The sequence below is a fragment of the Aeromonas sp. QDB56 genome (genome assembly GCF_027705505.1).
GTDB lineage: Bacteria > Pseudomonadota > Gammaproteobacteria > Enterobacterales > Aeromonadaceae > Aeromonas > Aeromonas caviae.
This window is the reverse complement of the sequence record NZ_JAPDBZ010000055.1, coordinates 1-24,234: the sequence shown is the minus strand read 5'-3', so window position 1 is coordinate 24,234 and position 24,234 is coordinate 1. Positions and strand designations below refer to the sequence as shown.

At 64.9% G+C, this 24,234-nt stretch carries 22 protein-coding genes and 1 pseudogene; 8 read left to right on the top strand and 15 right to left on the bottom strand.

What is annotated here, in order from left to right; genetic code table 11:
* Positions 1–67: 67 nt before the first annotated feature.
* On the bottom strand, positions 68–1,690 hold the full coding sequence (locus OKB81_RS10825; RefSeq protein ID WP_442865928.1) for an alpha-amylase family glycosyl hydrolase: 1,623 nt from the start codon (positions 1,688–1,690) through the stop codon (positions 68–70).
* Positions 1,691–2,055: 365 nt separating this feature from the next.
* Here OKB81_RS10825 and OKB81_RS10820 point away from each other — a divergent pair, with 365 nt between their 5' ends.
* Positions 2,056–2,955 carry a DMT family transporter gene (locus OKB81_RS10820; protein ID WP_052815263.1) on the top strand — a complete coding sequence of 300 codons (900 nt, stop codon included), beginning with the start codon at positions 2,056–2,058 and terminating at the stop codon, positions 2,953–2,955.
* Between the two features lie 108 nt (positions 2,956–3,063).
* Positions 3,064–4,425 carry an exodeoxyribonuclease VII large subunit gene (gene xseA / locus OKB81_RS10815; RefSeq protein ID WP_270663871.1) on the top strand — a complete coding sequence of 454 codons (1,362 nt, stop codon included), beginning with the start codon at positions 3,064–3,066 and terminating at the stop codon, positions 4,423–4,425.
* A 60-nt stretch (positions 4,426–4,485) separates the two neighbouring features.
* On the opposite strand, the pseudogene hutW reads toward xseA, so the two are convergent.
* The 12 genes and pseudogenes from hutW to pspA all read right to left on the bottom strand — a co-directional run bounded on the left by hutW (position 4,486) and on the right by pspA (position 15,663).
* Positions 4,486–5,861: pseudogene (gene hutW / locus OKB81_RS10810) on the bottom strand (heme anaerobic degradation radical SAM methyltransferase ChuW/HutW).
* 281 nt (positions 5,862–6,142) lie between these two features.
* Positions 6,143–6,631: an OmpA family protein gene (locus OKB81_RS10805; protein ID WP_160838160.1), complete on the bottom strand. Its 489-nt coding sequence runs from the start codon at positions 6,629–6,631 to the stop codon at positions 6,143–6,145.
* A 33-nt stretch (positions 6,632–6,664) separates the two neighbouring features.
* Positions 6,665–7,894, bottom strand: a complete 1,230-nt coding sequence (locus OKB81_RS10800; RefSeq protein WP_160838162.1) for a diguanylate cyclase domain-containing protein — start codon at positions 7,892–7,894, stop codon at positions 6,665–6,667.
* Positions 7,891–8,439 (bottom strand): YfiR family protein, encoded by a 549-nt coding sequence (locus tag OKB81_RS10795; protein ID WP_052815260.1) that lies wholly within the window; start codon positions 8,437–8,439, stop codon positions 7,891–7,893. Before OKB81_RS10795 ends, OKB81_RS10800 begins: the two co-directional genes overlap by 4 nt.
* A gap of 189 nt (positions 8,440–8,628) precedes the next feature.
* The gene (gene tyrR / locus OKB81_RS10790; RefSeq protein ID WP_052815259.1) at positions 8,629–10,176 is read right to left on the bottom strand and encodes a transcriptional regulator TyrR; all 1,548 of its coding nucleotides are present in this window, start codon (positions 10,174–10,176) and stop codon (positions 8,629–8,631) included.
* Between the two features lie 142 nt (positions 10,177–10,318).
* Positions 10,319–10,657 (bottom strand): 4a-hydroxytetrahydrobiopterin dehydratase, encoded by a 339-nt coding sequence (locus OKB81_RS10785; RefSeq protein WP_010674539.1) that lies wholly within the window; start codon positions 10,655–10,657, stop codon positions 10,319–10,321.
* Between the two features lie 41 nt (positions 10,658–10,698).
* On the bottom strand, positions 10,699–11,493 hold the full coding sequence (gene phhA, locus OKB81_RS10780) for a phenylalanine 4-monooxygenase (RefSeq protein WP_041215282.1): 795 nt from the start codon (positions 11,491–11,493) through the stop codon (positions 10,699–10,701).
* A gap of 166 nt (positions 11,494–11,659) precedes the next feature.
* Complete coding sequence (locus OKB81_RS10775; protein WP_052815258.1) at positions 11,660–12,703, bottom strand: YcjF family protein; 1,044 nt, start codon at positions 12,701–12,703, stop codon at positions 11,660–11,662.
* Between the two features lie 49 nt (positions 12,704–12,752).
* Positions 12,753–14,159, bottom strand: a complete 1,407-nt coding sequence (locus tag OKB81_RS10770) for a YcjX family protein (protein WP_053288493.1) — start codon at positions 14,157–14,159, stop codon at positions 12,753–12,755.
* Between the two features lie 72 nt (positions 14,160–14,231).
* Positions 14,232–14,636, bottom strand: coding sequence for an envelope stress response membrane protein PspC (pspC, locus tag OKB81_RS10765; protein WP_160838164.1), 405 nt, complete (start codon positions 14,634–14,636; stop codon positions 14,232–14,234).
* Positions 14,637–14,742: 106 nt separating this feature from the next.
* Positions 14,743–14,979, bottom strand: a complete 237-nt coding sequence (gene pspB / locus OKB81_RS10760; protein ID WP_052815255.1) for an envelope stress response membrane protein PspB — start codon at positions 14,977–14,979, stop codon at positions 14,743–14,745.
* Positions 14,980–14,991: 12 nt separating this feature from the next.
* Positions 14,992–15,663, bottom strand: coding sequence for a phage shock protein PspA (pspA, locus tag OKB81_RS10755; protein WP_053288494.1), 672 nt, complete (start codon positions 15,661–15,663; stop codon positions 14,992–14,994).
* A gap of 196 nt (positions 15,664–15,859) precedes the next feature.
* Between pspA and pspF the strand changes: the two genes are divergently transcribed.
* The 6 genes from pspF (at position 15,860) to OKB81_RS10725 (ending at position 22,588) form a co-directional block, all read left to right on the top strand.
* Entirely contained in the window at positions 15,860–16,906 is a 1,047-nt protein-coding gene (pspF, locus tag OKB81_RS10750) for a phage shock protein operon transcriptional activator (protein ID WP_160838166.1), read from the top strand.
* Between the two features lie 136 nt (positions 16,907–17,042).
* Complete coding sequence (gene sapA, locus OKB81_RS10745; protein WP_160838170.1) at positions 17,043–18,638, top strand: ABC transporter substrate-binding protein SapA; 1,596 nt, start codon at positions 17,043–17,045, stop codon at positions 18,636–18,638.
* Between the two features lie 61 nt (positions 18,639–18,699).
* Positions 18,700–19,659, top strand: a complete 960-nt coding sequence (locus tag OKB81_RS10740) for an ABC transporter permease (protein ID WP_010674531.1) — start codon at positions 18,700–18,702, stop codon at positions 19,657–19,659.
* 89 nt (positions 19,660–19,748) lie between these two features.
* Positions 19,749–20,642, top strand: coding sequence for an ABC transporter permease subunit (locus tag OKB81_RS10735; protein ID WP_010674530.1), 894 nt, complete (start codon positions 19,749–19,751; stop codon positions 20,640–20,642).
* A gap of 79 nt (positions 20,643–20,721) precedes the next feature.
* Complete coding sequence (locus tag OKB81_RS10730) at positions 20,722–21,720, top strand: peptide ABC transporter ATP-binding protein (protein ID WP_010674529.1); 999 nt, start codon at positions 20,722–20,724, stop codon at positions 21,718–21,720.
* A gap of 82 nt (positions 21,721–21,802) precedes the next feature.
* A complete protein-coding gene (locus OKB81_RS10725) occupies positions 21,803–22,588 on the top strand; it encodes a peptide ABC transporter ATP-binding protein (protein WP_160838168.1) in 786 nt (261 codons plus the stop codon).
* A 137-nt stretch (positions 22,589–22,725) separates the two neighbouring features.
* Here OKB81_RS10725 and miaE read toward each other — a convergent pair whose 3' ends face one another.
* Positions 22,726–23,484: a tRNA isopentenyl-2-thiomethyl-A-37 hydroxylase MiaE gene (miaE, locus tag OKB81_RS10720; RefSeq protein ID WP_042016277.1), complete on the bottom strand. Its 759-nt coding sequence runs from the start codon at positions 23,482–23,484 to the stop codon at positions 22,726–22,728.
* A 93-nt stretch (positions 23,485–23,577) separates the two neighbouring features.
* On the bottom strand, positions 23,578–24,234 hold a 657-nt coding region (locus tag OKB81_RS10715; RefSeq protein ID WP_270805238.1), incomplete at its 5' end, for a substrate-binding domain-containing protein.

The following is a 24,234-nucleotide window of genomic DNA, read 5'->3' as shown; positions in this document are numbered from 1 at the left end:
ACCAGCGGGGCTGACGCCCCGGCGAAATTCCCCTCCCACCTACGTCGGAGGGAGTCCCCTTTCGCATTTAAGATGGTAGCTCCACCGGCGGCGTCACCCAGATGGCGGTGAAGCCGAGATCCTTGATGTAGTCGAGCTTGGCAATCAAACCCTTGAAGTCGCCACGCCACTGGGGATCCCCCGCCTTGTAGCGATCCCGGTTATGGTAGTTGTTGCCGGCATCGCCGTCATAGAAGCGGGCCGTCAGCAGGAAGTAGATGCTCTCGGCGCGAAAATCGCCGCTCGCCACCCCCTGCTCGCCGATACGGTACTCGAAGCGCTGCTCCCGCTGGTTGCCGCTCTCGTCCACCGCGAGGGTGCGGATCACCAGGTCCGTGCCGCTCCCCTTGTCGTTCGCCACCAGGGGCTGGCCTGCATAACAGGCCGACGCCGTGGTGGGCTGGCTGCCGTCCGTGGTGAAATGCACGGCGGGGGCGGCGTCCTGATCGTCGCTCACTCCCAGGGTGATGGACTGGCTGTCCACATAACTCCCCGGCGCCGGGGTAGCGGTCACCGTGGGGGCCTGCACATCTGCCCCCGCCAGGGTCTCGAGTTCAACGACCTTGCGCTGGCTGTCAAAGCAGATGCGATAGCGGGTGTTGGCGCTGACCAGGTAATCCTGGGCAGGATAGGCCTCGGTCCAGTCCCCCTTGTGGTCAATCTTGAAGCGGGGGTTGCTGCTGCCAAACGCCTGCTCGGTGCAGAAGGTGGTGCCATCCTCGGTTGTCATGGGGGTGAGACCCCAGTTATTGGGGGTACCGCGGAAGTACCAGCTGTCGCCGCTCTGTCCGGCGGCCACCACCACGCTCACGCTGCTGCTGCCCTTGGCCCCCTGATCGTCGGTGACCGTGAGGCCATAGGTGAAGGTGCCCGTCTGTGCCGTGTTGACGACCATGCTCTCCGTGGTCTCGCCGCTGCTCCACAGATAGCTCGCTATCTGACCGTCGGGATCCGTGGAGTCACTGCCGCTCAGGGTGAGCGCCGCACCCTGGGCCACGTTCACCGTGCCCCCCGGGGTGATGACCGCAAGCGGCGGCTGGTTGTCATCCCCAAGCGGCACGATGCTGTAGGCCAGGGTCTGGTCATTGACCTGGATGCGCACCGTGCCGGTGCCGTTCCAGAAGATGTCGCCGTCGCCGTTGCTGTCCCCGAAGTTGATGGCCCAGTCGCCGGCCTGATCAAACTTCAGGCGCTGGCTCGCCTTGCCATCCATGTAGGCCTCGGCCTGCCACAGGTGATCCCCTATCAGGGTCATGGGGAGGCTGGCCCAGCCGTTGAAGGTGCCGCGCACATTGAGCTGCGGCAGAGTGCTTGCAAACCCCGAGGCCTCGCAACTGGCGACCGCCGTCGTGCTCACCGCCTGGGTCGTGGCGTTGATGCGGATCTGGTACGCCGTGTTGGCATTGACCCCGTAGTCGGCCGCCGGGTAGCTCTGCTGCCAGTTGCCGTACCTGTCTATCTTGAAGCGCGGCCCGCCACTGGCGTCGCCGCTCACGAAGCGCTGGCAGGTTTCAAAATTGACGCCGTCGGTCGACGCCATGGCGGTCGCCGCCCATCCATTTGCGGTGCCCCGGAAGAACCACTCCGCCGCCATCCCGGGCGGCGTGATCATGGTCCCCAACATTCCGGCCACGAGTATCCATCTAGCCATTGATAGTCCTTTGTTTTTCATTGTGTTGTGTGTGATGCCGGTGTGCCCCGGCATTCCCCCATCCGCGACGTCCCGCCTTCAGATGAGCCCGACCAGTCTAGAAGTCGCCGTGGTCGATTCGTGGCCATAAGGTGCGAAATGTGACCGCCATAGACCAGGAAATAAGCTGTATGTGATTGATAGCGCTTTCATTTCTGGGCATGGGGTCGAACTTCCCAGGATAGAGAGGCGCTCCCCGTGACGGCCGTATCGGGGGGTAGGATCAGCGCTCTGCACGGCGCCGTTGCCATTGGGGGCTCTTGCCGCCATGATGCAGGGCCGCCCTTGCCATCCCGGGCACCGGGCGGCTCATTCAAGGAGAGACGATGAGACCATCGGATTATGGGAGGCTGCTGGCGCTGGCCGCCATCTGGGGCGCCAGCTTCCTGTTCATGCGCATCGCGGCGCCGGCGTTCGGCTCCATCAACACCACCTTCCTGCGGGTCTTCTTCGCCCTCGTCGGGCTCGCCGCCATGCTCCTGCTGCTGCGCACCCCCATGCAGTTTCACGGCAAGCTGAAAGCCATCATGGTGCTCGGCATCATCAACTCCGGCGTGCCCTTCCTGATGTACGCCGTGGCGGCCCTCTGGCTGCCCGCCGGCTACTCGGCCATCCTCAACGCCACCACGCCGCTGATGGGGGCCCTCATTGGCTTCTCCTTCTTTCACGAGGAGCTGACCTTGCGCAAGTGGGCCGGGGTCATGCTGGGGCTGGTGGGCATCGGGCTCATCACCACCACGGGGGAGGTCGACCTGAGCGGTCAGCTCGCCATCGGGGTGCTGGCCTGCCTCATCGCCACCGCCTGCTACGGCTGCGCTGGCTTCCTGACGAGGCGCTGGATCACCGAGCGGGGCGGACTGGACGCGAAGCTGGTGGCCTTCGGCAGCCAGATCGGGGCCGTCCTCTTCCTGCTCCCCTTCTTCGGCTACAGTCTGACGAGCGGGCCCGCCGTCGACTGGGCCCAGCCTGGGGTCTGGGCCAGCGTGCTGGCGGTCGGGCTCCTCTGCACCGCCTTCGCCTATCTGCTCTATTTCAGGCTGATCGCCGACATCGGGCCCCTGCGCTCCCTCACGGTCACCTTCCTCATCCCGCCGTTCGGCATCCTCTGGGGCTATCTGGTGCTTGGCGAAACCCTCACCGGCGGCTTCGTGCTCGGCGGCGCCGTGGTCTGCCTCGCGGTCTGGCTGGTGACCAGCCACGCCAAGCCGGCCAGGGCGCAGGAGTAGGGCAAAGCCTCATCTGTCGGGCCCCATGGCTCGGCAGATGGGCACAACTGGGGTAAGATGGCCCCCATCGTTTCTCCCGCCCCGGCGGACACCACAGCAGGGCCAGCCTTGAATCAGCTCAACCAATCCAGCCAGAACAAGCAGCAGATCTTTACCGTCACCCGCCTCAACAGCGCCGTGCGCATGATCCTGGAGCAGGATCTGGGGCTGGTGTGGCTGACCGGGGAGCTCTCCAATCTCGCGATGCCAAGCTCGGGCCACTGGTACTTCTCCTTGAAGGACATGTCGGCCCAGGTGCGCTGCGCCATGTTCAAGGGCAACAACCGCCGGGTGCCGTTCCGCCCCCAGGACGGCATGCAGGTGCTGGTGCAGGCCCGGGTCTCCCTCTATGAGCCCCGGGGCGACTATCAGCTCATCATCGAGTCGATGCAACCCGCCGGGGACGGCATGCTGGCCCTGCGCTTCGAGGAGCTCAAGCGCCGCCTCGGGGCCGAGGGGCTGTTCGACGAGGGGGCCAAGCGCCCCCTGCCCCGCGAGCCCCGCGCCGTGGGTCTGGTCACCTCGGCCACCGGCGCCGCCCTGCACGACATGCTGACCGTCTTGCGCCGCCGCGCCCCGGACTTGCCCGTCTTCATCTACCCGACCCTGGTGCAGGGCAGCGCCGCCACCGCCCAGATCGTCTCGGCGATCATGCTTGCCAACCGGCGCGCCGAGGTGGATGTGCTCATCGTCGGGCGCGGCGGCGGGTCACTGGAGGATCTCTGGTGCTTCAACGAGGAGGCGGTGGCCCGTGCCATCCACGGCTCCGCCATCCCCGTGGTGAGCGCCGTGGGTCACGAGGTTGACGTCACCATCAGCGACTTTGCCGCTGACTTGCGCGCCCCCACCCCCTCCGCCGCCGCCGAGCTGGTGGCGCCGGACAGGAGTGCCCGCGCCCAGCGCCTCGTGCACCTGCGCCAGCGGCTCACCCAGGCCATGAACCGCCACCAGACCGCCGCCCGCCACGGCTTCGCCCTGCTGCAAAAGCGGCTCGACCACCAGGATCCCAAGCGCCGGCTGGAGCAGCAGTCCCAGCGCCTCGACGAGCTGTCCGCCCGCCTGCAGCAACTGCTGGCAAGCCGCCTGCATCAGGGGGAGCGACGCCTGGCCAATCTTGAGCTGCGCCTGCAGGCCAAAAGCCCCGAGAAGCTGCTGGCCGCCGGCAAGCGCCGCCACCAGCTCGCGGAGGAGCGGCTCCATGCCCTGATTGCCCGGCGCCAGGATGTGGCCGGACACCGCCTCGCCATGCTGAGCACACGCCTCGACGGGGTCAGCCCGCTGGCCACCCTGGGACGCGGCTACGCCATCGTACGCACCCCGACCGGCGAGGTGATCAGCCGCGCCGCTCAGGTGAACGTCGGCCAGCCCCTGGTCACCACCCTGGCCGAGGGCCAGCTGCGGGTGCGCGTGGAAGAGGTGCACAACCCCTAACCCAGCGGGGGCACTCATGGCGCCCCCGCTGCACTGCACTTCACCTCCCTCTCCCACCCTCTACACCAAGGTGGGGTGTACCGCCGCCCGGTTGCCGGATGACCCGGCGCCCCCCTGCTCCCCCGCCAGCGGGTTGCGTTGCACGTATTCAAACAGCCCGGCCTGCAGATTGACGTTCCAGAAGCGTCCCGCCAGGGTGAGCTCAAGGCGCTCCTGACCGAGCTCGGCCAGTCCGTGCGCCTGCCAGCGCTCGAACAGCGGCAGCAAATGGGCCCGCAGCGGCGCAGGCAGGCACGTCAGATCCAGCCAGCCCGCGTCCAGGCCTCCCCGCAGCAGACCGTCGATGCGCACATCGGGGGTCTGCCCCATCACCATGCCTGGGGGGCGTCGCCCTTCGGCCAGCGCCTCGTGCCAGGCGGCCAGATCCCGCCCCTGCATCAGGCCGTGGCCGTGAATGTTGCCCCCCGCCCCCGCCCCGAAGGGAAGGATCTCGGCGCCGCACTTCGCCATCTGGTTGTAACGGCTGCGCTCGGCGGGGGTGCGCCGCCAGTGGCTGCAGGAGAGGCGCTGCCAGCCTCCCGCCTCCAGCGTTTGGGCGCCCTGGGCATACATGGCAGCCCGCTGCGGGCCATCGGCGGCCCAGCCCAATGTCCCCTTCTCCCCGGCGCGGGCCAGGTTGGTGCCCGCCATGGCGATGAGCTGGTAGAGATCCACCCCGTGCACGCCGCTCGCCATCACGTCCGCAACGTCCTGGCGCCACACGAAGTCGTCCTGGCCGGGCAGACCGAAGATGAGATCCGCCGCGATGACGGCCTCGTCGTGGCGGGTCAACGCCCCTAGCCGGGCCAACAGGGTCTCCCTGTCGTCGAAGCGGGCCGCCTGCTGGCGCACGCGAGTATCAAAGCTCTGCACCCCGAACGAGAAGCGGTTGAAGCCCCCCGCCAGCGCGGTCTCCCACTTGGCGTCATCGAAACCGTTGAGGCGCCCCTCCAGGGTCAGCTCCACATCCGAAGTCAGGGGGAAGCGACCAATGGCATTGGCCAGCAGAGCCAGATCGCCCGCCGCCATGTCGGTGGGCGTGCCCCCGCCCACATAGACGGCGGAGAAGGACTGGCTCTGCACCAAGGGGGTCTTGGCCGCCCTGGTCAGCTGCTCGCAGAGGGCCGCCATATAGCGGCTCATGCGCGCCGGATTGGCGCCATTTTCGAAGAAGTTGCAGAAGCTGCAGCGCTTGCGGCAAACGGGACGTGGATGTAGAGCGCCCGCGCCTCGGCCTGGCTCGGTTGCTGCCACCAAGCCTGCCAGCCCGCCTCGTCGAGCATCAGGGGCCCGGCACCGCCGCGGCTGGCGTGGGCTGAGGTCTTGGCGGTGAAGGCGAATGCGAGGGGATCCGGGGTCGCAAGACCCGTCATGGTCGGGGTAAACAGGGGGGTCATCACTGTGGCTACCATCTGCAAATAATGCAAATGATAACCAATATCAACAAAGCCACCCTTGTGCTGGATCAAGTTCTGGACCTGGGTGCTCAGCCAGGATTCTCAGGAGCGGAGGAGGTTCAACGCCGTCGAAGCGGGTGCGGAAACAGCGGGATGAATAGAAGAAAGGGAAGGACAATGCTGGAGGAGGAAGAGAGCCACTCCCCGGCAGGAGAGTGGTATCACACACGCAGTCGGACATCAGAGACAGCCTCGTCATGCCGACGCAGGGACAAAATGGCTCAGCCGTTGTCGATGACGATGGCGACCCGGCGATTCTCCGCTCGTCCGGCGGCGGTGCCGTTGTCGGCGATGGGCGCCGCTTCACCCCGGCCGCGGATGTCCAGGTACGCAGGTGGCATGCCCACCGACATCAGGACATCGGCCACGGAGCGGGCCCGTTTGAGCGAGAGCTGCTCGTTGTAGCTCGCCTCCCCGTTGGAGTCGGTGTGGCCGTCCACCCTGGCCCGGTTCAGACCGACGCCGATGAGGGTCTTGCCAAGACGCTCCACCACCAGGCGGGTCTGGGGAGTGAGGGCCCCGACATTGTTGGCAAACAGCACCTTGTTGGAGATATCCAGGGTCCAGCCCTCATCGGTCAGCTGAAATCCCTGCTCCCTGAGGGTGGCGATCTGCTCCGCCGTGAGCCCCTGGGGCGCACTCTGACACCCGGCCAGCACTCCCAGCAGCAGCGCAACAAGCCCGATTTTTAGCGCCTTCAAAATGATCATTGTTATGGTCCTTTCACTATGTCCGGTTCAACTTCACGTGGTTCTCCTGTGTGCTTCTTCCTCCTTACGTTGTCGTTTGGCTTGATACATGGCGTCGTCGGCGAACTGCAACAGGGCCTCCGCCGTCTCCCCCTGCTCGGGGTAGAGGGCGGCGCCGATGCTGATGCCCACCCCGAGGTGGTGGCCGTCGCTCAATACCACAGGGGTGCTCATCCCCTGCTGGATCCGCGTCATCACCTCGTGCACCTCGTGCTCGTCCCGGATCGGGGCGAGCAGGATGACAAACTCGTCGCCCCCGAGGCGGCACACCAGATCCAGCGGTCTGAGCTGGTGCTGCACCCGCCGCGCCAGAGCGATCAACACCTCGTCGCCTACCCCGTGGCCCAGGGTGTCGTTGATCTGCTTGAAGCGATCACAGTCGAGGTAGAGCAGGGCGAAGCGCTCCTGATCCCCCTGGATGGCCTGCCCCAGCCGCGCCTCGAACAGAGCCCGGTTGGGCAGGCCGGTGAGGGCGTCGTGGGTGGCCCGGTGCAGCAGGCTGGCATTTTCCCGCTTCTGGTGGGCCTGCCAGGCCTCCAGCTCGTCGAGCAGGGTGTTGAAGTCCTCCCCGAGCGCGTGCAGCTCGGCGATGTTGGCCGCCGGCACCCGCTGCTTGAGGGCGCGCTGGCGACTGACACTGTAGGCGACCTCGGCCAGGGCCTTGAGGGGCGCCGTGATGGAGCGCTGCATGCGGCGCGCCACGTGGAGAGCCCCGAGGATGCTGAGCAACAGGCACACCAGGGTCGCCAGCAGGGTCTGCAGCAGGAAGTGCAGCAGATATTGTCCGTGCCCCACCAGGTGCACCCGGGCTATCTCCCGGCTCTCCCGCACCATGGCCACTTCCACCGGCCCCGGCAGGATCAGGCGGGCCAGGTGCTGCTCCAGGGTAGTCCAGGGGGTGGTGATGGCACGGCGCCAGCTTGCCAGCACCTGGCCATCGGGCAGCACTATGCTGGCGCTCGCGATATCCTCCCGGGAGGTGATGGTCTCCAGGGCATCTTTCGCCGCCTCCTCGTCATCGAACACCACGGCGGCCTCTGAGGTGTAGCTGATGGCGCGGGCCACCAGCTCGAGGTTGTGATCCGCATAGAGGCGCAGCGCCAGCAGCGCCGTGATGGTCAGGAACAGGCCCGCCATGCAGACGGCGGTCAGGGAGATCATCATGTGGGTGCGGCCCAGGCTCTGTCGCAGGGTGAGCCTGGGGCTTGCGGGTGCAGTCGTCATCGTGCGCCCTCGTCAGCCTTGGCGAGCTTCAGCACGGCCGGGTGCACCCGCACGCCGCTGCGGGCGAGCGCATCCAGGTTGACCCGAAAGCGGACCCGATCCGTGTCCGGCTGAAGGCAGAAGACAGCGTCGGCGATGCACTCCCTGCTCTGTTCGCTGATGCTGAGGATGGCGTGCCCCTGCAGTCGCTCGAACAGGGGGAGACGCCGCTCCGGGGCCAGCACCCCCAGATAGATCACATCGCAGCGCTGGATCAGTGCCTCGTCGTCGAGCCCGTAGCGATGCACGTCCACCGGGCGCCCGTTGGCCTGCCGCTCGATGGCAAAGAGGGCGCCGGCATATTCCGTCGGCGCCGCAATGCAGAGCCGAAGCTTTGCAGGCTCCTTGGGCCAGCGGGTGTAGCTGAGGATGTCGAGCACGGTCTGGCGCACCAGCTCGCTGCGAAGCTCGGCCGAGGTCGCCGCCACGGCCGCATTGGCCAGCACCAGCGTGCAGCCCAGTGGCAACAGCCACACAAAAATCCGGATGAAAGACAACAACTGCATGATGTCCGCACTTATGTTTACGTCGACAATGGGGTGGGCCGACGCCCATGAAGGGATTGCCTGAAGGGAGTCGTACCGAGCTTATCAGCCCGAGGGGGTTGCCCCATCCGCCCGCACGCAGGGTGCGTCACGGGGTGTCGCAGTGCCGCCCGGGGTGCGCGTCAGCGCACGCCACGGGCAGCTCAGCCGCTACTTCTTGCCAATCCCGTACTCGCGCAGCTTGTTGGCGATGGCGGTATGGGAGACGCCGAGCCGCTTGGCCAGCTGGCGGGTGGAGGGGAAGGCCGGATAGAGGCGCTCCAGCAGGCGGCTCTCGAAGCGCTTCACCGCCTCGTCGAGCCCCCCTTCGAACCACTCGTCGATGAGGGGCATGGCATCGGCCGCCACCGGCAGATCCACGTGCTCGGGGCCGAGCTCGTCCCCTTCCAGCAGGGTCATGGCCCGGTAGAGGCAGTTGCGCAGCTGGCGCACGTTGCCCGGCCAGCGGTAGGCGGTGAGGTACTCGGCCATGTTGCGGGTAAAGCGCGGCTTGGGACGTTGCAACTCGCTGGCGAAGCGGGCGACGAACTGCTGGGCCAGTGCCATGATGTCCGCCTTGCGCTCGCGCAGCGGCGGCAGCGCCAGGCTGAGCACGTTGAGGCGGTAGTAGAGGTCTTCCCGGAACTTGCCCTCGTGCACCAGATCCAGCAACTGCTTCTGGGTGGTGCAGATGAAGCGCACGTTGACCCTCACCTCCTGCTCGTCACCGACCCGGCGAAAGACCCCGTCCTGCAGTACCCGCAGGAACTTGGTCTGCAGATGAGGGGACATGTCGCCGATCTCGTCCAGCATCAGGGTGCCGCCGCTCGCCAGCTCCAGCACCCCGCGCTTGCCCTCGGTGTTGTTGCCAAAGGCGCCGGGGGCATAGCCGAACAACTCGCTCTCCGCCACGTTGTCCGGCATGGCGGCGCAGTTGAGGGCCATGAAGGGGTGGCTGGAGCGCAGACTGGCGCCGTGGCAGGCGCGGGCCAGCAGCTCCTTGCCGGTGCCGGTCTCGCCGACGATGAGCAGCGGCGCATCCTGCATCGCGAGCTTCGCCGCCTGGGCCAGCACCTCCTTCATCTTCTGGCTCTCGGCCTGCAGGTGTTCAAAGCCCCCCACTTCCACCGCGTGCAGGGCGCTGAAGTGCATGCCGACCCGGCGGGCGGACTTGAGCACCACCACGGCGCCGGCCAGAGCCTGCCTGCCCTTCTCCTCGGCCACAAACAGCGGCATCAGATCGCCGAGGTACTCCTCGCCGCCGAGGCTGAGCTTGCAGGTCTGGGGCTTGATCTCCCCCGACTCCAGCCAGCGGCCAAACGAGAAGCCCTTGACCAGGGAGGCGATCGCCACGCCGCGCACCTCGTCCGGTGGCAACGCCAGGGTGGTGAGGGCGGCCTGGTTGGCCTGGGTCACCCGCCCCTTGCTGTCGAGGGAGAAGACCAGGTCCGGCAGCGCCTTGAGCAGGGCCTCTATCTCGTGGTGCTCCCGCTCGGAGGGCATGTAGGGGATGGTCTTGACGTCATAGACGCCGGGAATGCGGCGAATTTCCGGCATCAGATGCTGAAAGTCACGGAACTCCAGCTCGGGAAAATTGAGATAGATGATGCCTGAGGTATCGATTTCGATGCCGCGCAGATCGATGTTGTGCTCCACCAGTCGGTCGAGCAATTCCCGGGTCAGGCCCAGACGGTCTTCACAGCTGACTTCAAGACGCATTCGGCACACACTTCCTAGCTAACATTCTGAATAACGGGATAATACAGACTCGATCCCGCCAGTGCGAGCGCTCCCCCACAAAAATGCGGGCCTGCCCCGCTTTCACCGGGCAGGCCCTGTCTACGTTGGCGCCAGACGGCGGTTACTTCATCAGACCGTCGGTGCGGGCTGCCATGATGAAATCGTTGCGATGCAAGCCGCCTATCTTGTGGGTCCACCAGCTCACGGTCACCTTGCCCCATTCAAGCAAGATCGCCGGATGATGGAACTCCGCCTCCGCCAGTTCTCCGAGGCGGTTGGTGAACGCCAGCCCCTCCTTGAAGTTGCGAAACACAAATTCACGACGCAGTTGCAGCTCGCCGTTGACCACCAGGGGCTGCCAGTCGGGGATAAGGTGCATCAGCTCCCCCAGCTCCTGATCGCTCACCCTGGGGGCATCGGCGCGGCACGCCTCGCATCGTTGACTCGCCAGTTCAGTCATTCGGGACTCCTTTCATGAAACATCGTGGGAATGAATACGGGTCAGCTCGCCTGCTTGCCGGCAACGGGGGCAAAGCGGGGTGGACGCAGGCCAAGACGACGGGCCTCGGCCACGGCCGCCATGATCCCCTGCCCCTCCAGACCATAGAGGGTATCGAGACGAGGCAGCACGAAATAGGTCGGCTGCATGATGTCGATGCGATAGGGGGTACGCAGGATCTCCAGCAGATCGAAGGGTTGCAGCTCGGGCTTGCCCGAGAGGGCATAAGCGGTCTCGCCGATGGAGGAGAGAATGCCGCCGCCGTAGATGCGCAGCCCCTCCTCCCCCTGCAGGAGACCGAACTCCACCGTGAACCAGTAGAGCCGCGCCAGATAGACCCGCTCCTCCTTGCTCGCATGGAGTCCGAGCCGACCATACAGGTGGGTGAAGTGGGCAAAGGCCGGGTTGGTCAGCATGGCGCAGTGGCCGAAGATCTCGTGGAAGATGTCGGGCTCTTGCAGGTAGTCGAGCTCGTCCCGGCGGCGAATGAAGGTGGCGACGGGAAAACGGCGATCAGCGAGCAGCGCGAAGAAGTGATCAAAGGAGATGAGGGCTGGCACCGCTGCCACCGACCAGCCGGTGGCGGGCATCAGGGCGGCGTTGATCTCGCCCAGCTGGGGGATGCGGTCCAGAGGCAGGTCGAGGCGTGCCAACCCGGCCTGGTATTCGTCGCAGGCCTTGCCATCGAGCGCCGCAAGCTGGCGTGCAATCAGGATCCGCCAAGTGCCGTGCTCCTCGTCCGTGTAGTGGATCCGGCCCTGCCCATCCGGTTGGCGGGCCGTGTAGAGACTTGCCATGAATGCTCCCATCCTTCGGGTGCCAGCCGCCATCCGGGCGGTCACTGGCCGTTGAGTCATGGGATCACTGTAACGGTTTGCCCTTCAAAAAAGCAGCCGACCCCGGGGTCGGCTGCTTTTGACAATTGTAAATAATTTGTGACATCCATGTCGGGTGCCAGCCACCTCACGACTTGTTGAGATAACCCGCCAACTGGCCGATCAGCCGCTTGCGCAGCTCGCCCACTTTCGGCTTCTCGTCGGCACACCAGGGGAGCGGACGACAGGCTTCCATGGTACGCATCCCGAGGCGCGCGGTGAGCAACCCGGCCCCGACCCCTTGGGCGGCGCGGGCGGAGAGCTTGGCGGTCAGCTCGGCGCCCAGCAGATCCATCCCTACCTCGGTCACCAGCTCGGTGGCCCCCGCATAGAGCATGTTGCGAAACACCTGACGAATGAGGCGGATGCGGCTCCAGTAGCCGAGCTCGATGGCATAGACATCGGCGATGTCCTCGATCATCCGCAGGTTGCGCCAGAGCATCAGCATCATGTCGACGGTGGCGAGCGGACTCAGGGCCACCAGCACGGCGGCCTCCCCCGACCATTTCGCGACGCGGGCCTGGGCCAACTTGTCCCGCTCGGTGAGCACCAGCTGGCTGTAGAGGGTCAGCACTTCCCGATCGCTGTGGCTCTCGTCAAGCTGGGATAACCAGGTGCGATACCCTTCCCGCCCCTTGTCACCGCTCTTCTCGGCGAGGGCCTCGCAGAAGGCCTGCCCCTGACCGCCCCCCTGATGGGCCAGCAGATCCTCGGCTCTTGAGCGCACATCCTGGCGCCGCTTCAAGGTGCGCAGCCGCAGCCATTCGCGCCCCGCCACCGCGGCGGTGCCCACCGCCACCAGGCCAGAGGCGAGCAGCCAGGCGCCGCCCCAGAAGGGGGAGGCGGCAAACTGATCCACCAGAAAAGCGCCAAACTGGCCAAGCGACAGCAGCCCCACCCCGCCCAGCCCCCAGGCCAGCAGACGATGACGGCGCCGAGGCCTGACGTGAAGCGCGGGTTCCACCTCGGTGAGCTCGTCCAGCGCGTCCAGAGGCTCGAAGCTCTCCTCTTCCAACCGCCGGGCCGGGGCGGGTGGCTTCGCTTCGCTTGCCATCGAAGGCGCGGGCTCCAGCGTCACCTTGCCTTGCAGAGGAGCGGCGTCATCGGTGCGCCATCTTGTCTGATCGTTCATCGCATTCTCTCCTGTGGGCGCCCCTCGAGCACAGCGGGCCACCCACCCGTTATTCGAGGTGATCCCCGAGCAGGAATTCCAGCGCCGCATCGAGCCGGATATGGGGGAGCGCCTGATGAGCGCTCATGGGCAGCGGGCGAAAGGCCTGAAAATCAAACCCTTGAGTTTTCCACCACTGCGCAGGCGGGATCTGGGCAGGCACCTCCCCCGGGAAGAGCAGCAAGGGCTCGCCCGAGAGGGTAGTGCCACGAATGGCGGGAAATTCCCGTCCGTCTGCCACCCCCTTGCCCACCTCGGTGGCCTTGATGGCGGCCAGCGCCAGGCATTCGGTCTCTATCCCCTCGAAGCGGGCCTGACCCCGGCCACGGCTCACCAGATGCTGCAGGAGCGACACCAGAGGCCCGTGCTGCTCCGGCGTGACGTGATCGGCCTTGCTCGCCACAAACAGCAGCTTGTCGATGCGCGGGGCGAACAGACGGCGCCACCAGTTGCTCTTGCCGTAGGCGAAGCTTTCCATGATGCGGGCGATGGCCTGCTGCATGTCACCAAAGCTCGCGGCACCGGCATTGAGGGGCGCCAGGCAGTCCACCAGCACGATCTGGCGATCAAAGCCTGCAAAGTGCTGCTCATAGAAGCCCTGTACCAGATGCTGCTTGTACTGCTCGAAGCGCTGCTTGAAGGTGGCGTAGAGAGTGCCGTCTTCGGGGGAGTGCGTGGGCATCTCCCACACCCAGGGCACGAATTGCAACAGCGGCGCACCGGCATACTCGCCGGGCAACACGAAACGCCCGGGCTGGATGAGGTGAAGCCCGAGATCCTGCTTGCAGGCGTGCAGATAATCGGTGTAGCGGGCGGCCAGTTCGCTGGCGGCCCGCTCCTCGAAGGCTTGATCTGCCTGCCAGAGCGGCGTCAACCAGCCTGCCGCCAGGGCTTGCAGCTCGGGGCGGCACAGTTGCTCCCGCACCTGCTCGCTCCACTGCTCGTAGTTCAGATCCAGCAGCGGCAAATCCAGCAGCCACTCCCCGGGATAATCCACCAGATCCACATAGAGGGTGGAGATCTCCCCCAGGTGCCGACGCAGCGGATGGCGGGTGCGATAACGGATCTCGAGGCGTACCTCGGCCACCCCCCGGGTCGGCGCGGGCCAGGCGGGCGGATCGCCAAACAGGGCATCGAGGCCCCGTTCATAGGGAAAGGTGGGAATGTGGGCGTTTTGCTGGGGCACCCGGCGAGCACCGAGGATGCGTCCCTGGCGCTGGGCGTCCCAGAGTGGCAGACGACCGTCGATGGCCGCGTGCTCCAGTTGATTGACCAGCGCCGTGATAAACGCTGTCTTGCCACTGCGAGAGAGGCCGGTGACCGCCAGCCGGATGTGGCGATCCCGGGCCCGGTTCACCGCGTCAGCGGCCTTGTGCTGGAGCACAGACCAGGAGTGTTCAAGTTTGTTGCGTATCAAGGCGGGTCTTCTTCTCCTTGTGATCACATCAGAGAGACGGCCGCGAGGCAGTATCCTCGCGGCCCGGCACGATTAGAGCTTGCTGAACTCCCGTTGCAGGGTGAACTCCTTGGAGGTCACCAGCTTCTCGATGCGCTGCACCCTGGGCTCCAGTGCATCCAGCTCCTGGCCGATGCGGGCAAGGGCCTGATGAGGTGTGACGCCTGCCTGCCAGCTGCGCGCCTTCATCCGCACCTCTGAGAACTCGGCATCTTCCTGGGAGTAGAGGGTGACCGGCTTCTTGTCGAGCAAGAACCAGGCGGCAATATAGGCGGTGAAGGTGATGAAACCGGCGAAGATGAGACCACTGATGGCCAGCAGCCGCACGATCCAGGTCTCCACCCCGAAGTACTCTGCCAGACCGGCACAGACCCCGGCAATCTTGCCCCGCTGGGGATTCCGGTACAGGTTGCGCCCTTCACGACTGACAGTGTTCATACCTTGTGCCTCCAACCGGGGACTTCCGCATCCAGAATCGACGCCAATACGGTTCCGGCCCGCTCCGGCTTTTTGCCACAGTCATGACATCTCTCATTGAAAACCGTCATACCTTGTTTCTCCAACCAGGAACCTCGGCATCCAGAATCGACTCCAGGGCGCCGACCCGTTCCTGCATCTTCTCGGCACGCACCAGCAAGCCCTGCAGCTGTTCACGCTCACCATCGGCAAGGCCGGCGCCAATGCGTCCCTTGGCGCGGTAATGCAGCACCAGCCAGATGGGGGCCACCACCACCATGAAGACCACCATGGGAACCATCAATACACCCAGCAGATTTTCCATCTGTTACTCTCCCTATTTCTGTGCCGGATTGTGCTGGCCCAGCTTTTGGCGCATGGCTTCCAGCTCGCGGCTGATCTGGTCGTCCGCTTCCAGCTCGGCAAACTGCTGGGCGAGCGCCTTGTCGGACAGCCCCAGATCGGCGCGGGCTTCCATCTCGTCGATGCGGCGCTCCATGCGCTCGAACTTGCTCACCACGGCCTGACTGTCGCCACGGGCCACCTGGCTTTGCACGTTGAGGCGGCTGCTGGCGGCTTCGCTGCGAATGGCCATCGCCTTCTGGCGGGCACGGGCGTCTTCCAGCTTGGCTTCCAGCTGGCGGATCTCCTCCCCCAGCTTCTCGATGCCGCTGTCCACCGCCTGCTGTTCACGAGATAGGGCGTCGGCAAGCTCCGCCTGCTTGCTCTTCTCGATGAGGGCGGCACGAGCCAGATCTTCGCGCCCCTTGGTCAGGGCCAGCTCGGCCTTGCCCTGCCACTCGGCGACCCGCTCCTGATGGCGGCTCACCTGACGGCCGATCTCTTTTTGATTCGCGAGGAAGCGGGCCAGATTGGAGCGCTCCTTCACCAGTTCATCTTCCATTTCCTGGATGATCAGACGCACCATCTTCTGGGGATCTTCCGCCTTGTCGAGCAGGGCCGTCAGATTGGAATTGATGATGTCGGCCAGGCGAGAAAAAATGCTCATGATTGTACTCCTGTGATAGGCATCGGGTTGTGTCTCCATTGACAATGGCAACTTGTGTGCCAATCTGGAACAACATTTAACTTGTTGATTTATATGGGCACTCAGAATGCAGTTCAAGTCCCGGGGAAACAAGTGATGATTAAAATAACCAACTTTTGGTAAGATTAACCAGATTTTTCAACTCACAGGGGCAGGGATGACCACGGCCACGGAAAGTCTGTTGGGTGAATCCAACGCATTTCTAGAAATCATCGAGCAGGCATCGCGCCTCGCGCCGCTGCGCAAGCCCGTGCTGATCATCGGCGAGCGGGGGACCGGCAAGGAGCTCATCGCCCACCGCCTACATTATCTCTCGGATCGCTGGGATCAAAGCTTTGTCACCATCAACTGCGCCACCTTGAGCGAGAGCCTGCTGGAAACCGAACTGTTCGGCCACGAGGCGGGCTCTTTCACTGGCGCCGCCAAGCGTCATCAGGGGCGCTTCGAGCGGGCCGACGGCGGCACCCTGTTCCTCGACGAGCTAGCCACCACCAGCGCCCGGGTGCAGGAAAAACTGCTGCGGGTCATCGAGTACGGGGAGTTCGAGCGGGTGGGCGGTGCCAAGCCCCTCAAGGTGGATGTACGGCTGGTGTGCGCCACCAACGAGGATCTGCCTGCACTGGCAGAGAAAGGACGGTTTCGTCACGACCTGCTGGACCGGCTTGCCTTCGACGTCATCACCCTGCCCCCCCTGCGGGAGCGGCGCGAGGACATCCTAATGCTGGCGGAGCACTTCGCCCACGGCATGACCCGGGAGCTGGGGTATCCGCTCTTTGCCGGCTTCTCGCGCAAGGCGACCCAGCTGCTGCAAGATTACCCCTGGCCGGGCAACGTGCGGGAGCTCAAGAACGTGGTGGAGCGCAGTCTCTATCGCCAGGGCAACCCCCAGTTGCCGCTGGCGGATCTGGTGCTCAATCCCTTTGACTCCCCCTGGCGCCCCCGTGCCCGAGGTGACGCCGCCCCTTCCTCCGACGCGCCGACCTCGGCAGAGACGGCCCCGACCCCGACCCTGCCGCTGGATCTCAAAGGGGCGGTGGCGGAGTACGAGATTAATTTACTCAAGCAAGCGATGCAGCAATCCCAGTATAATCAGCGCAAAGCAGCCCAGTTGCTGGTCCTGAGCTATCACCAGTTCCGGGGGATGCTGCGCAAATATCAATTGCTGGACGGGGATGACAACAGTGGCAACCAGGAGGCGGGCTGATGCCTGGCACCGGGTCTGTGCGCGCGGATAACGCGGCGCACGTCACCCCCGACGGGAGCGCCTGCCCTGTCGCCCCCCGCAACGCGCCCGCCCCCTGGCGGGCAACTTTGTCTGAAAACATGGTTCCAACATGAGAATGCTCACCCCCCTGCTGCTTGGTCTCCTGGTTCTGGTCAGCGGCTGTCAGAAACGCGATGAAGCCTCCAAAACCGGGCTCATCTATTGTGCCGAAGGGGCACCCCGAACCTTCAACCCGCAGCTTGCCAATTCGGATGCGACCCTGGATGCCAGTGCCCGTCCCATCTACGATCGCCTGCTCGAGGTCAATGCCAACACCCTCGGCATCGAAGGGGGGCTCGCCACCCGCTGGCAAAGCAGCGAGGACGGCCTCTCCTATACCCTAACCCTGCGCAAGGGAGTGACCTTCCACCGTACCCCCTGGTTCAGCCCGACCCGTCACTTCAATGCCGACGACGTCCTGTTCACCTGGCAGCGTCTGCTGGACGAACACCACCCCTTCCACGCCGTCTCCGGCGGCGAGTACCCCTATTTTTACAGCCTGGGGCTCGGCAACCTCATCAAGCGGGTCTACAAGAAGGGGCCCTATGAGGTGGTGTTCGAGCTGAACCGCCCCGATGCCTCCTTCCTCGCCACCCTGGCCAGCGACTACGCCATCGTGCTCTCCGCCGAGTACGGGGAGCAGATGCTAAAGGCCGGCACCCCGGCGCTGCTGGACAGCCGCCCCATCGGCACCGGCCCCTTCAGCTTCAAGGAGTATCGCCACAACGAGTTCGTGCGCTACCTGCGTCACCCCGGCTACTGGGGCGGCGAGGCCAGAATGGAGCAGCTCATCTACGACATCACGCCCAAATCCTCCAAGCGCCTTGCCAAGCTGCTGACCGGCGAGTGCGACGTGATGAGCACTCCCTCTGCCAGCCAGCTGTCGGTGATCGACAAAGACTCCCACCTGGATCTGTCGGTGCAGTCGGGGATGAACGTCGCCTTCCTCGCCCTCAATACCCGCAAGGCCCCGTTCAACAAGGTGCAGGTGCGCCAGGCCCTCGCCAGCGCCATCAATGTGCAGAATCTGCTGCAGGCGGTCTATTTCGAGACCGGCCAGAGCGCTGCCAGCCTGCTGCCGCCCCTCTCCTGGGGTTACAACCCCTCCCTGCCCCAGCGCAAGCCGGATCTCAAGCTCGCTCGCCAGTTGCTCAAGGACGCGGGCTACCCCAACGGCTTCGAGATGCAGGTGCTGGTGCAACCCGGCGCCCGTCCCTACAACCCGGACGGCCTCAAGACGGCGCAACTGATGCGCAGCGATTTCGCCAAGATAGGGGTGAGCCTCAAGATAGTGCAGCAGGCCTGGCCGGTCATCGAGACCCGGCTCGCCCATGGACAATATGACAGCCTGCTCTCGGGCTGGATCGCCGACAACGCGGATCCGGACAACTTCTTCCGCCAGTTGCTGAGCTGCGCCGCCGTCGAGCGGGGCAACAACTACAGCCGCTGGTGCAGCCCCGCCTTCGATCAACTGCTGGACGATGCGGTGACCACCCCGCAGCTCGCCTTCCGCCTGCGCAACTATTACTATGCCCAGTCCCTGCTCAACGAGCAGTTGCCGCTCATTCCCCTGGCCCATGCCCTGAGAACCCAGGTGAGTCGCAGCGACATTCAGGGGCTGACCCTGATACCCTTTGGTGGCACCACCTTCAACCAGGCCCATCGGGAGTGACCATGACAGATAACCACTCCATCGTCGGGCCATCGGCGCACCGTCCCCAGGAGGCATAAGCATGTTTTTCTATATCCTGCGCCGCATCACCCTGCTGGTGATCACCCTCCTGGTGCTGACTCTGGGGGCCTACCTCCTGGAGTTTCGCCTCATCACCCAGGTGCTGGATTTCTGGCACGGCTATCCTGACTTCCTCCAGCGCATCGCCGCCGGGGATTTCGGGCTCTCCAGCGTCTCCGGCCAACCGGTCCTCGACGAGATCCGTCACTACTTCCCGGCGACCCTGACCCTCTGCCTCGCCGCCTTCGCCATCTCGCTGCTGGTGGGCATCCCTCTGGGCACCCTCGCGGCCCTCTATCAGGGGCGCAGCCCGGACCTCTCCATCATGGCCGCCGGCCTCGTCGGCTATGCCATCCCGGTCTTCTGGCTGGGGCTGCTGATGGTGATGTTCTTCTCCCTGGATCTTGGCTGGCTCCCCTCCTCCGGCCAGATCAGCCTGCTCTACGACGTGCCCTCCATCACCGGGATCGCCATCGTCGATGTGTTGATGAGCCAGGAGCCCTGGCGGGAGGCGGCCCTGCACGATGCCCTGCGCCATCTGGTACTGCCTTCCCTGGTGCTGGCCGTGGTGCCCACCACCGAGGTGATCCGCCACGTGCGCAGCTCCCTCATCGACGTGATGAAACAGAACTACATCAAGGCTGCCGCCAGCCGCGGACTTTCCCGCCGCCAGATCGTCTGGCGTCACGGGCTCAAGAACGCCCTGCCCCCGGTGTTGCCGCTGCTGGGGCTGCAACTTGGCAGTGTGCTCACCTCCGCCATGATCACCGAGGTGGTGTTCGACTGGCCCGGCATCGGCCGCTGGCTGGTGAGCAGTATCGCGCTGCAGGACTATGCCGCCATCCGCGGCGCCTTCCTGGTGGTGGCGAGCTTCGTCATCTTCATCAGCGTCAGCACCGATCTGCTGACCACCATCATGTATCCGGCACGGCGTAAAGAACTCTATGCAAGACAAGATTGATTGCGGTCTGTGGATGAGCCACGGCGGCCCATGGGCCACCGGCGCACAGGCGTGCCCATTCCCTTGCGACCAGCACGGGAGCCTGCATCATGCACGATAAATCGAACATCTATCCGGAGCTCAAGATCCTCTCCCCCCTGGAGCAGACCTGGGCCTCTTACCGACGCAACCCGCTGGCCATGGCGGGGCTCTGGTGCTTCGGGCTGCTGCTGCTGGTGACCCTCATCGGCCCCCTGGTGATCCCCTACGGCATCGACGATCAGCACAGCAACCACCTGCTGCTCGCCCCCTCCTGGGCCAACAGCGGCAACATCGATTACTTCCTGGGGACCGACGATCTGGGGCGCGACATCCTCTCCCGTCTGGTGGCCGGGGCCAGGCTCACCTTCGGCAACGCCCTGCTGGTGGTGCTCATCGCGCTGGTCATCGGCTCGGCCATCGGCATCCTCGGCGGCATGAGCAAAGGGGTGAAGTCGAGCGTGCTCCATCACCTGCTCGATACCCTGCTCTCCATCCCGTCCCTGCTGCTGGCCATCATCGTCGTGGCCATCCTGGGGCCGGGTCTGTTCAACACCCTGATCGCCATCACACTCGCGTTGATACCGCCTTTCATCCGGGCGACCTACAACGCGGTCCACGCCGAGATGCAGAAGGAGTACATCATCGCAAGCCGCCTCGACGGCTCTCCGCCCCAGCGGATCATGCGTCTGGCCATCTTGCCGAACATCGTCGAGACCCTGGTGACCCAGACCACCCGCACCCTCTCCGCCGCCATCCTGGACATCTCTGCGGTAGGCTTCCTCGGTCTCGGGGCCCAGTCTCCCCAGCCGGAGTGGGGTGCCATGCTGGCCGATTCGAGCGATCTTATCTATCTGGCCCCCTGGACGGTGACCCTGCCCGGGATGGCCATCCTGTTCAGCGTGCTGGTGACCAACCTGGTGGGCGAAGGCATTCGCGAAGCACTCAAAGAGGGGAACGACTGATGTTGCCAGCCTTGTTATCTATCCCCGCCCCCGGACGCCCTGAGCGACCCGGCTGCGCCCTGAACGGGAGACATTGCTGATGCCCCTGCTCGATATACGCAACCTCACCATCGAAATCGACACCCCCCAGGGCAAGGTCAAGGCGGTGGACAGAGTCAGCCTGACCCTGAACGAGGGGGAGATCCGCGGGCTGGTGGGGGAATCCGGCTCGGGCAAGAGCCTGGTGGCCAAGGTGATCGTTGGCATCCAGAAGGACAACTGGACGGTGCGCGCCGACCGGATGCGCTTCAACGACATGGACCTGCTGACCATGGCGCCCAAGGAACGGCGCCGCATCATGGGGCGGGAGATAGCGATGATCTTCCAGGATCCCATCAGCTGCCTCGACCCCTCGGAGGAGATAGGCACCCAGCTCGAAGAGGCCATCCCCACCAGTGCCTTCACCGGCAAGTTCTGGCAGCGCTTCCAGTGGCGCAAGAAGCGGGCCATCGCCCTGCTGCACCGGGTCGGGGTCAAGGATCACCGCAAGGTCATGCGGGCCTATCCCCACGAGCTGTCAGACGGCATGTGCCAGAAGGTGATGATCGCCATGGCCATCGCCAACCAGCCGCGCCTGCTGGTGGCGGACGAGCCCACCAGCGCCATGGAGTCCACCACCCACTCCCAGATCCTGCGGTTGCTGGACAAGATGAACAAGCTGGGCAATACCACCATCCTCATCATCAGCAACGACATCGCCGCCATCGCGAACCTGACCGACACCCTCAACATCATGTATTGCGGCCAGATGGTGGAAGTGGGGACCCGGGACCAGATCCTGGAATCCCCTCACCACCCCTATACGGATGCCCTGCTCAAGTCCATCCCGGACTTTGACAAGCTGGTGCGCCACAAGTCCCGGCTCGAGACCCTGCCTGGGGTGATACCGCCGCTGCAGCATCTGCCCATCGGCTGCCGCCTCGGCCCACGCTGCCCCTACGCCCAGAAGCAGTGCGTGCAGACACCGCTGATGAGCAAGGTCAAGGGGCATCAGTTCAGTTGCCACTTCCCGCTCAACATGGAAGAACCGAAGAAATGAACCGGCACCAGACCCTGATCCGGGGCACCTGCCCGCCCCGTCAGCCCCTCTATCCGGCGAGCGCACCCAAGGAGACCACGTCGTGACCGAACCTTCCCTGCTGCAGGTCAGGGGCCTGTGCAAGACCTACCAGAACCGCACCAGCCTGTTCAGGCGCCGCGCGGTGGAGGCGATAAAGCCCCTCTCGTTCGATCTCGAGGTGGGCCAGACCCTGGCCATCGTCGGGGAGGCGGGCTCGGGCAAGAGCACCCTGGCCCGCATTCTGGCGGGCATGATTGAACCGAGTGGCGGGGAGATCGCCATCGAGGGGCAACCCATGGTCCACGGCGATTACCAGACCCGCTGCAAGCTGCTGCGGATGATCTTCCAGGACCCCAACACCTCCCTTAACCGGAAAATCCGGGTCGGCCAGATCCTGGAGACCCCCCTTCGCCTCAACACAGCCCTGAGCGAGGAGGAGCGCCGGGAGAAGGTGATCCAGACCCTGCGCATGGTGGGCATGCTGCCCGACCACGCCCTCTTCTATCCCCAGATGCTCTCCGCCGGCCAGCAGCAGCGGGTGGGGCTGGCACGGGCGCTCATCCTCAATCCCAAGATAGTGGTGGCGGACGAGGCGCTCTCGACCCTGGATATTTCGGTACGCTCCCAGATCATCAACCTGCTGCTGGAGATGCAGGAGACCATGGGGCTGAGCTATGTGCTGGTGGCCAACGATCTGGGGATCGTCAGCCACATCAGCGACGAGGTGCTGGTGATGCACGAAGGCCGTGTGGTGGAGCACGGCAAGACCTTGCGGGTCTTCGCCGACCCCCAGCACGATGTCACCCGCCGCCTCATTCAGAACTACAACAACGAATACCGCCGCTGATCCCGCGGCGCGTTTCCCCTTGCGCCAGACATAAAAAAACCCGGCCTGATGTCTCATCAGTCGCCGGGGATTGCGCTCAAAAAGTGATTGCGTCGCTCGTAGTAGGAACAGGGGAATGGTAGGCAGCCCCCGTCACCTCAACAACTGTCAGATCTGACAGGCAGTCCGCTATGGAACCGGAATTGCGGATCCGGCGAACAGATGAGCTCGGCCTCCAGGCGACCGAAGAAGGCCACTCGCTCGCTGATGTCTTCGTCTGCGAACGTCTGTGCCAGGGCCAGGTAGTCCTGATAGTGACGCGCCTCCGAGCGCAGCAGGGAGACATAGAAGCGGCCCAGCTCCTCGTCCAGATGAGGGGCCAACCTGGCAAAACGCTCGCAGGATCGCGCTTCGATATAGGCACCGATGATCATCTTGTCCACCACGGCGGCCGGCTCGTAGGTGCGCACATGGGTCAGCAGGCTGCGGGCATAGCGGGAGGCGGTGACGGGACCATAGGGGATGCCCCGTGCGGCCATGATCTCCAGCACCTGCTCGAAGTGGTGCAACTCCTCCTGGATGAGGCGCACCATGGGGAACAGCAGGGGATTGCGCTCCAGCTCGGCAAACACGCTCCTGTCTGATTCGCCCATGGTGCGCTTGCCGAGGATCTCCGCCTTCTCCGGCAAGGCATCGAGCTCCCGGTAGAAGGTCAGCTTGGGCAGCAGGTGACGCTTCTCCTTGGGCAGGCAGTAGCGGCGCACCAGGCTGTGGGCGGTGAGTGCCGCCTTGTTCTCGCAGTTGGCGTGATCGATAAGCAGGGTCGGCAACTGGGCGGGATCCCGCGCCATTTCCACCCACTCATCCGGGGTCTCGCAATGCAGGAACTGGCGAACGGGGGCTAACAGGTCATCCATCTGAACTCTCATCTGTTGATACGACACGCGGCGCCTGGCGCCGGGGGGCCTATGCTAACGGATCCCGCCCGGCCTGCCCACCGCCATCATGGCTCAGCCCGTCAGACGCCTGAGGGAGTCGCGGCGGATCAGGGTGCCGCTGAAGGCGGGCAGTGCGTCCCGGCTCCCCTCCTCCACCATGGTGGTCAGGCGGTTGATGGTCTCCTGGATCATCCCGTTCACCGGCATCTTGACGCTCGACAGCGCGGGAATGACGTAAGGGGCCAGGGGGATGTCGTCAAACCCCACCACCGAGACCTCGTCAGGCACCATCACACCGGCTTCGTGCAGCCGTTTGATGGCCCCGATCGCCATGTCATCGTTGCTGGCCACCAGGGCGCTGAAGCGAGCGCCTCGCGCCAGCAAGGTCGAGACGGCGGCCGCGCCACAGGCGGGGGTCCATTTGCCGGGGGCGATCAAGGTCTCCTGCACCGGGATGCCGTGCCGGATCAGCGCCTGCCGGTAGCCGGCCAGGCGCTCGGCGCCGGTGGGGGAATCCGCAGAGCCTGCGATGAAGGCGATCTCCCTGTGCCCCATGGCCACCAGCTTGTCCACCACCGCCTCCGCCGCCGCCTGCTGATCCGCATAGACGCAGTGGGCCGGATGGCGGCTCAGACGCCGGTTGAGCACCATGTTGACATCCTCCCCCACCTTAGCGCTTCGCGTCACAGGAGGGGGATTCCCATTACTGGGTGATAGCTGCTCGCGCAG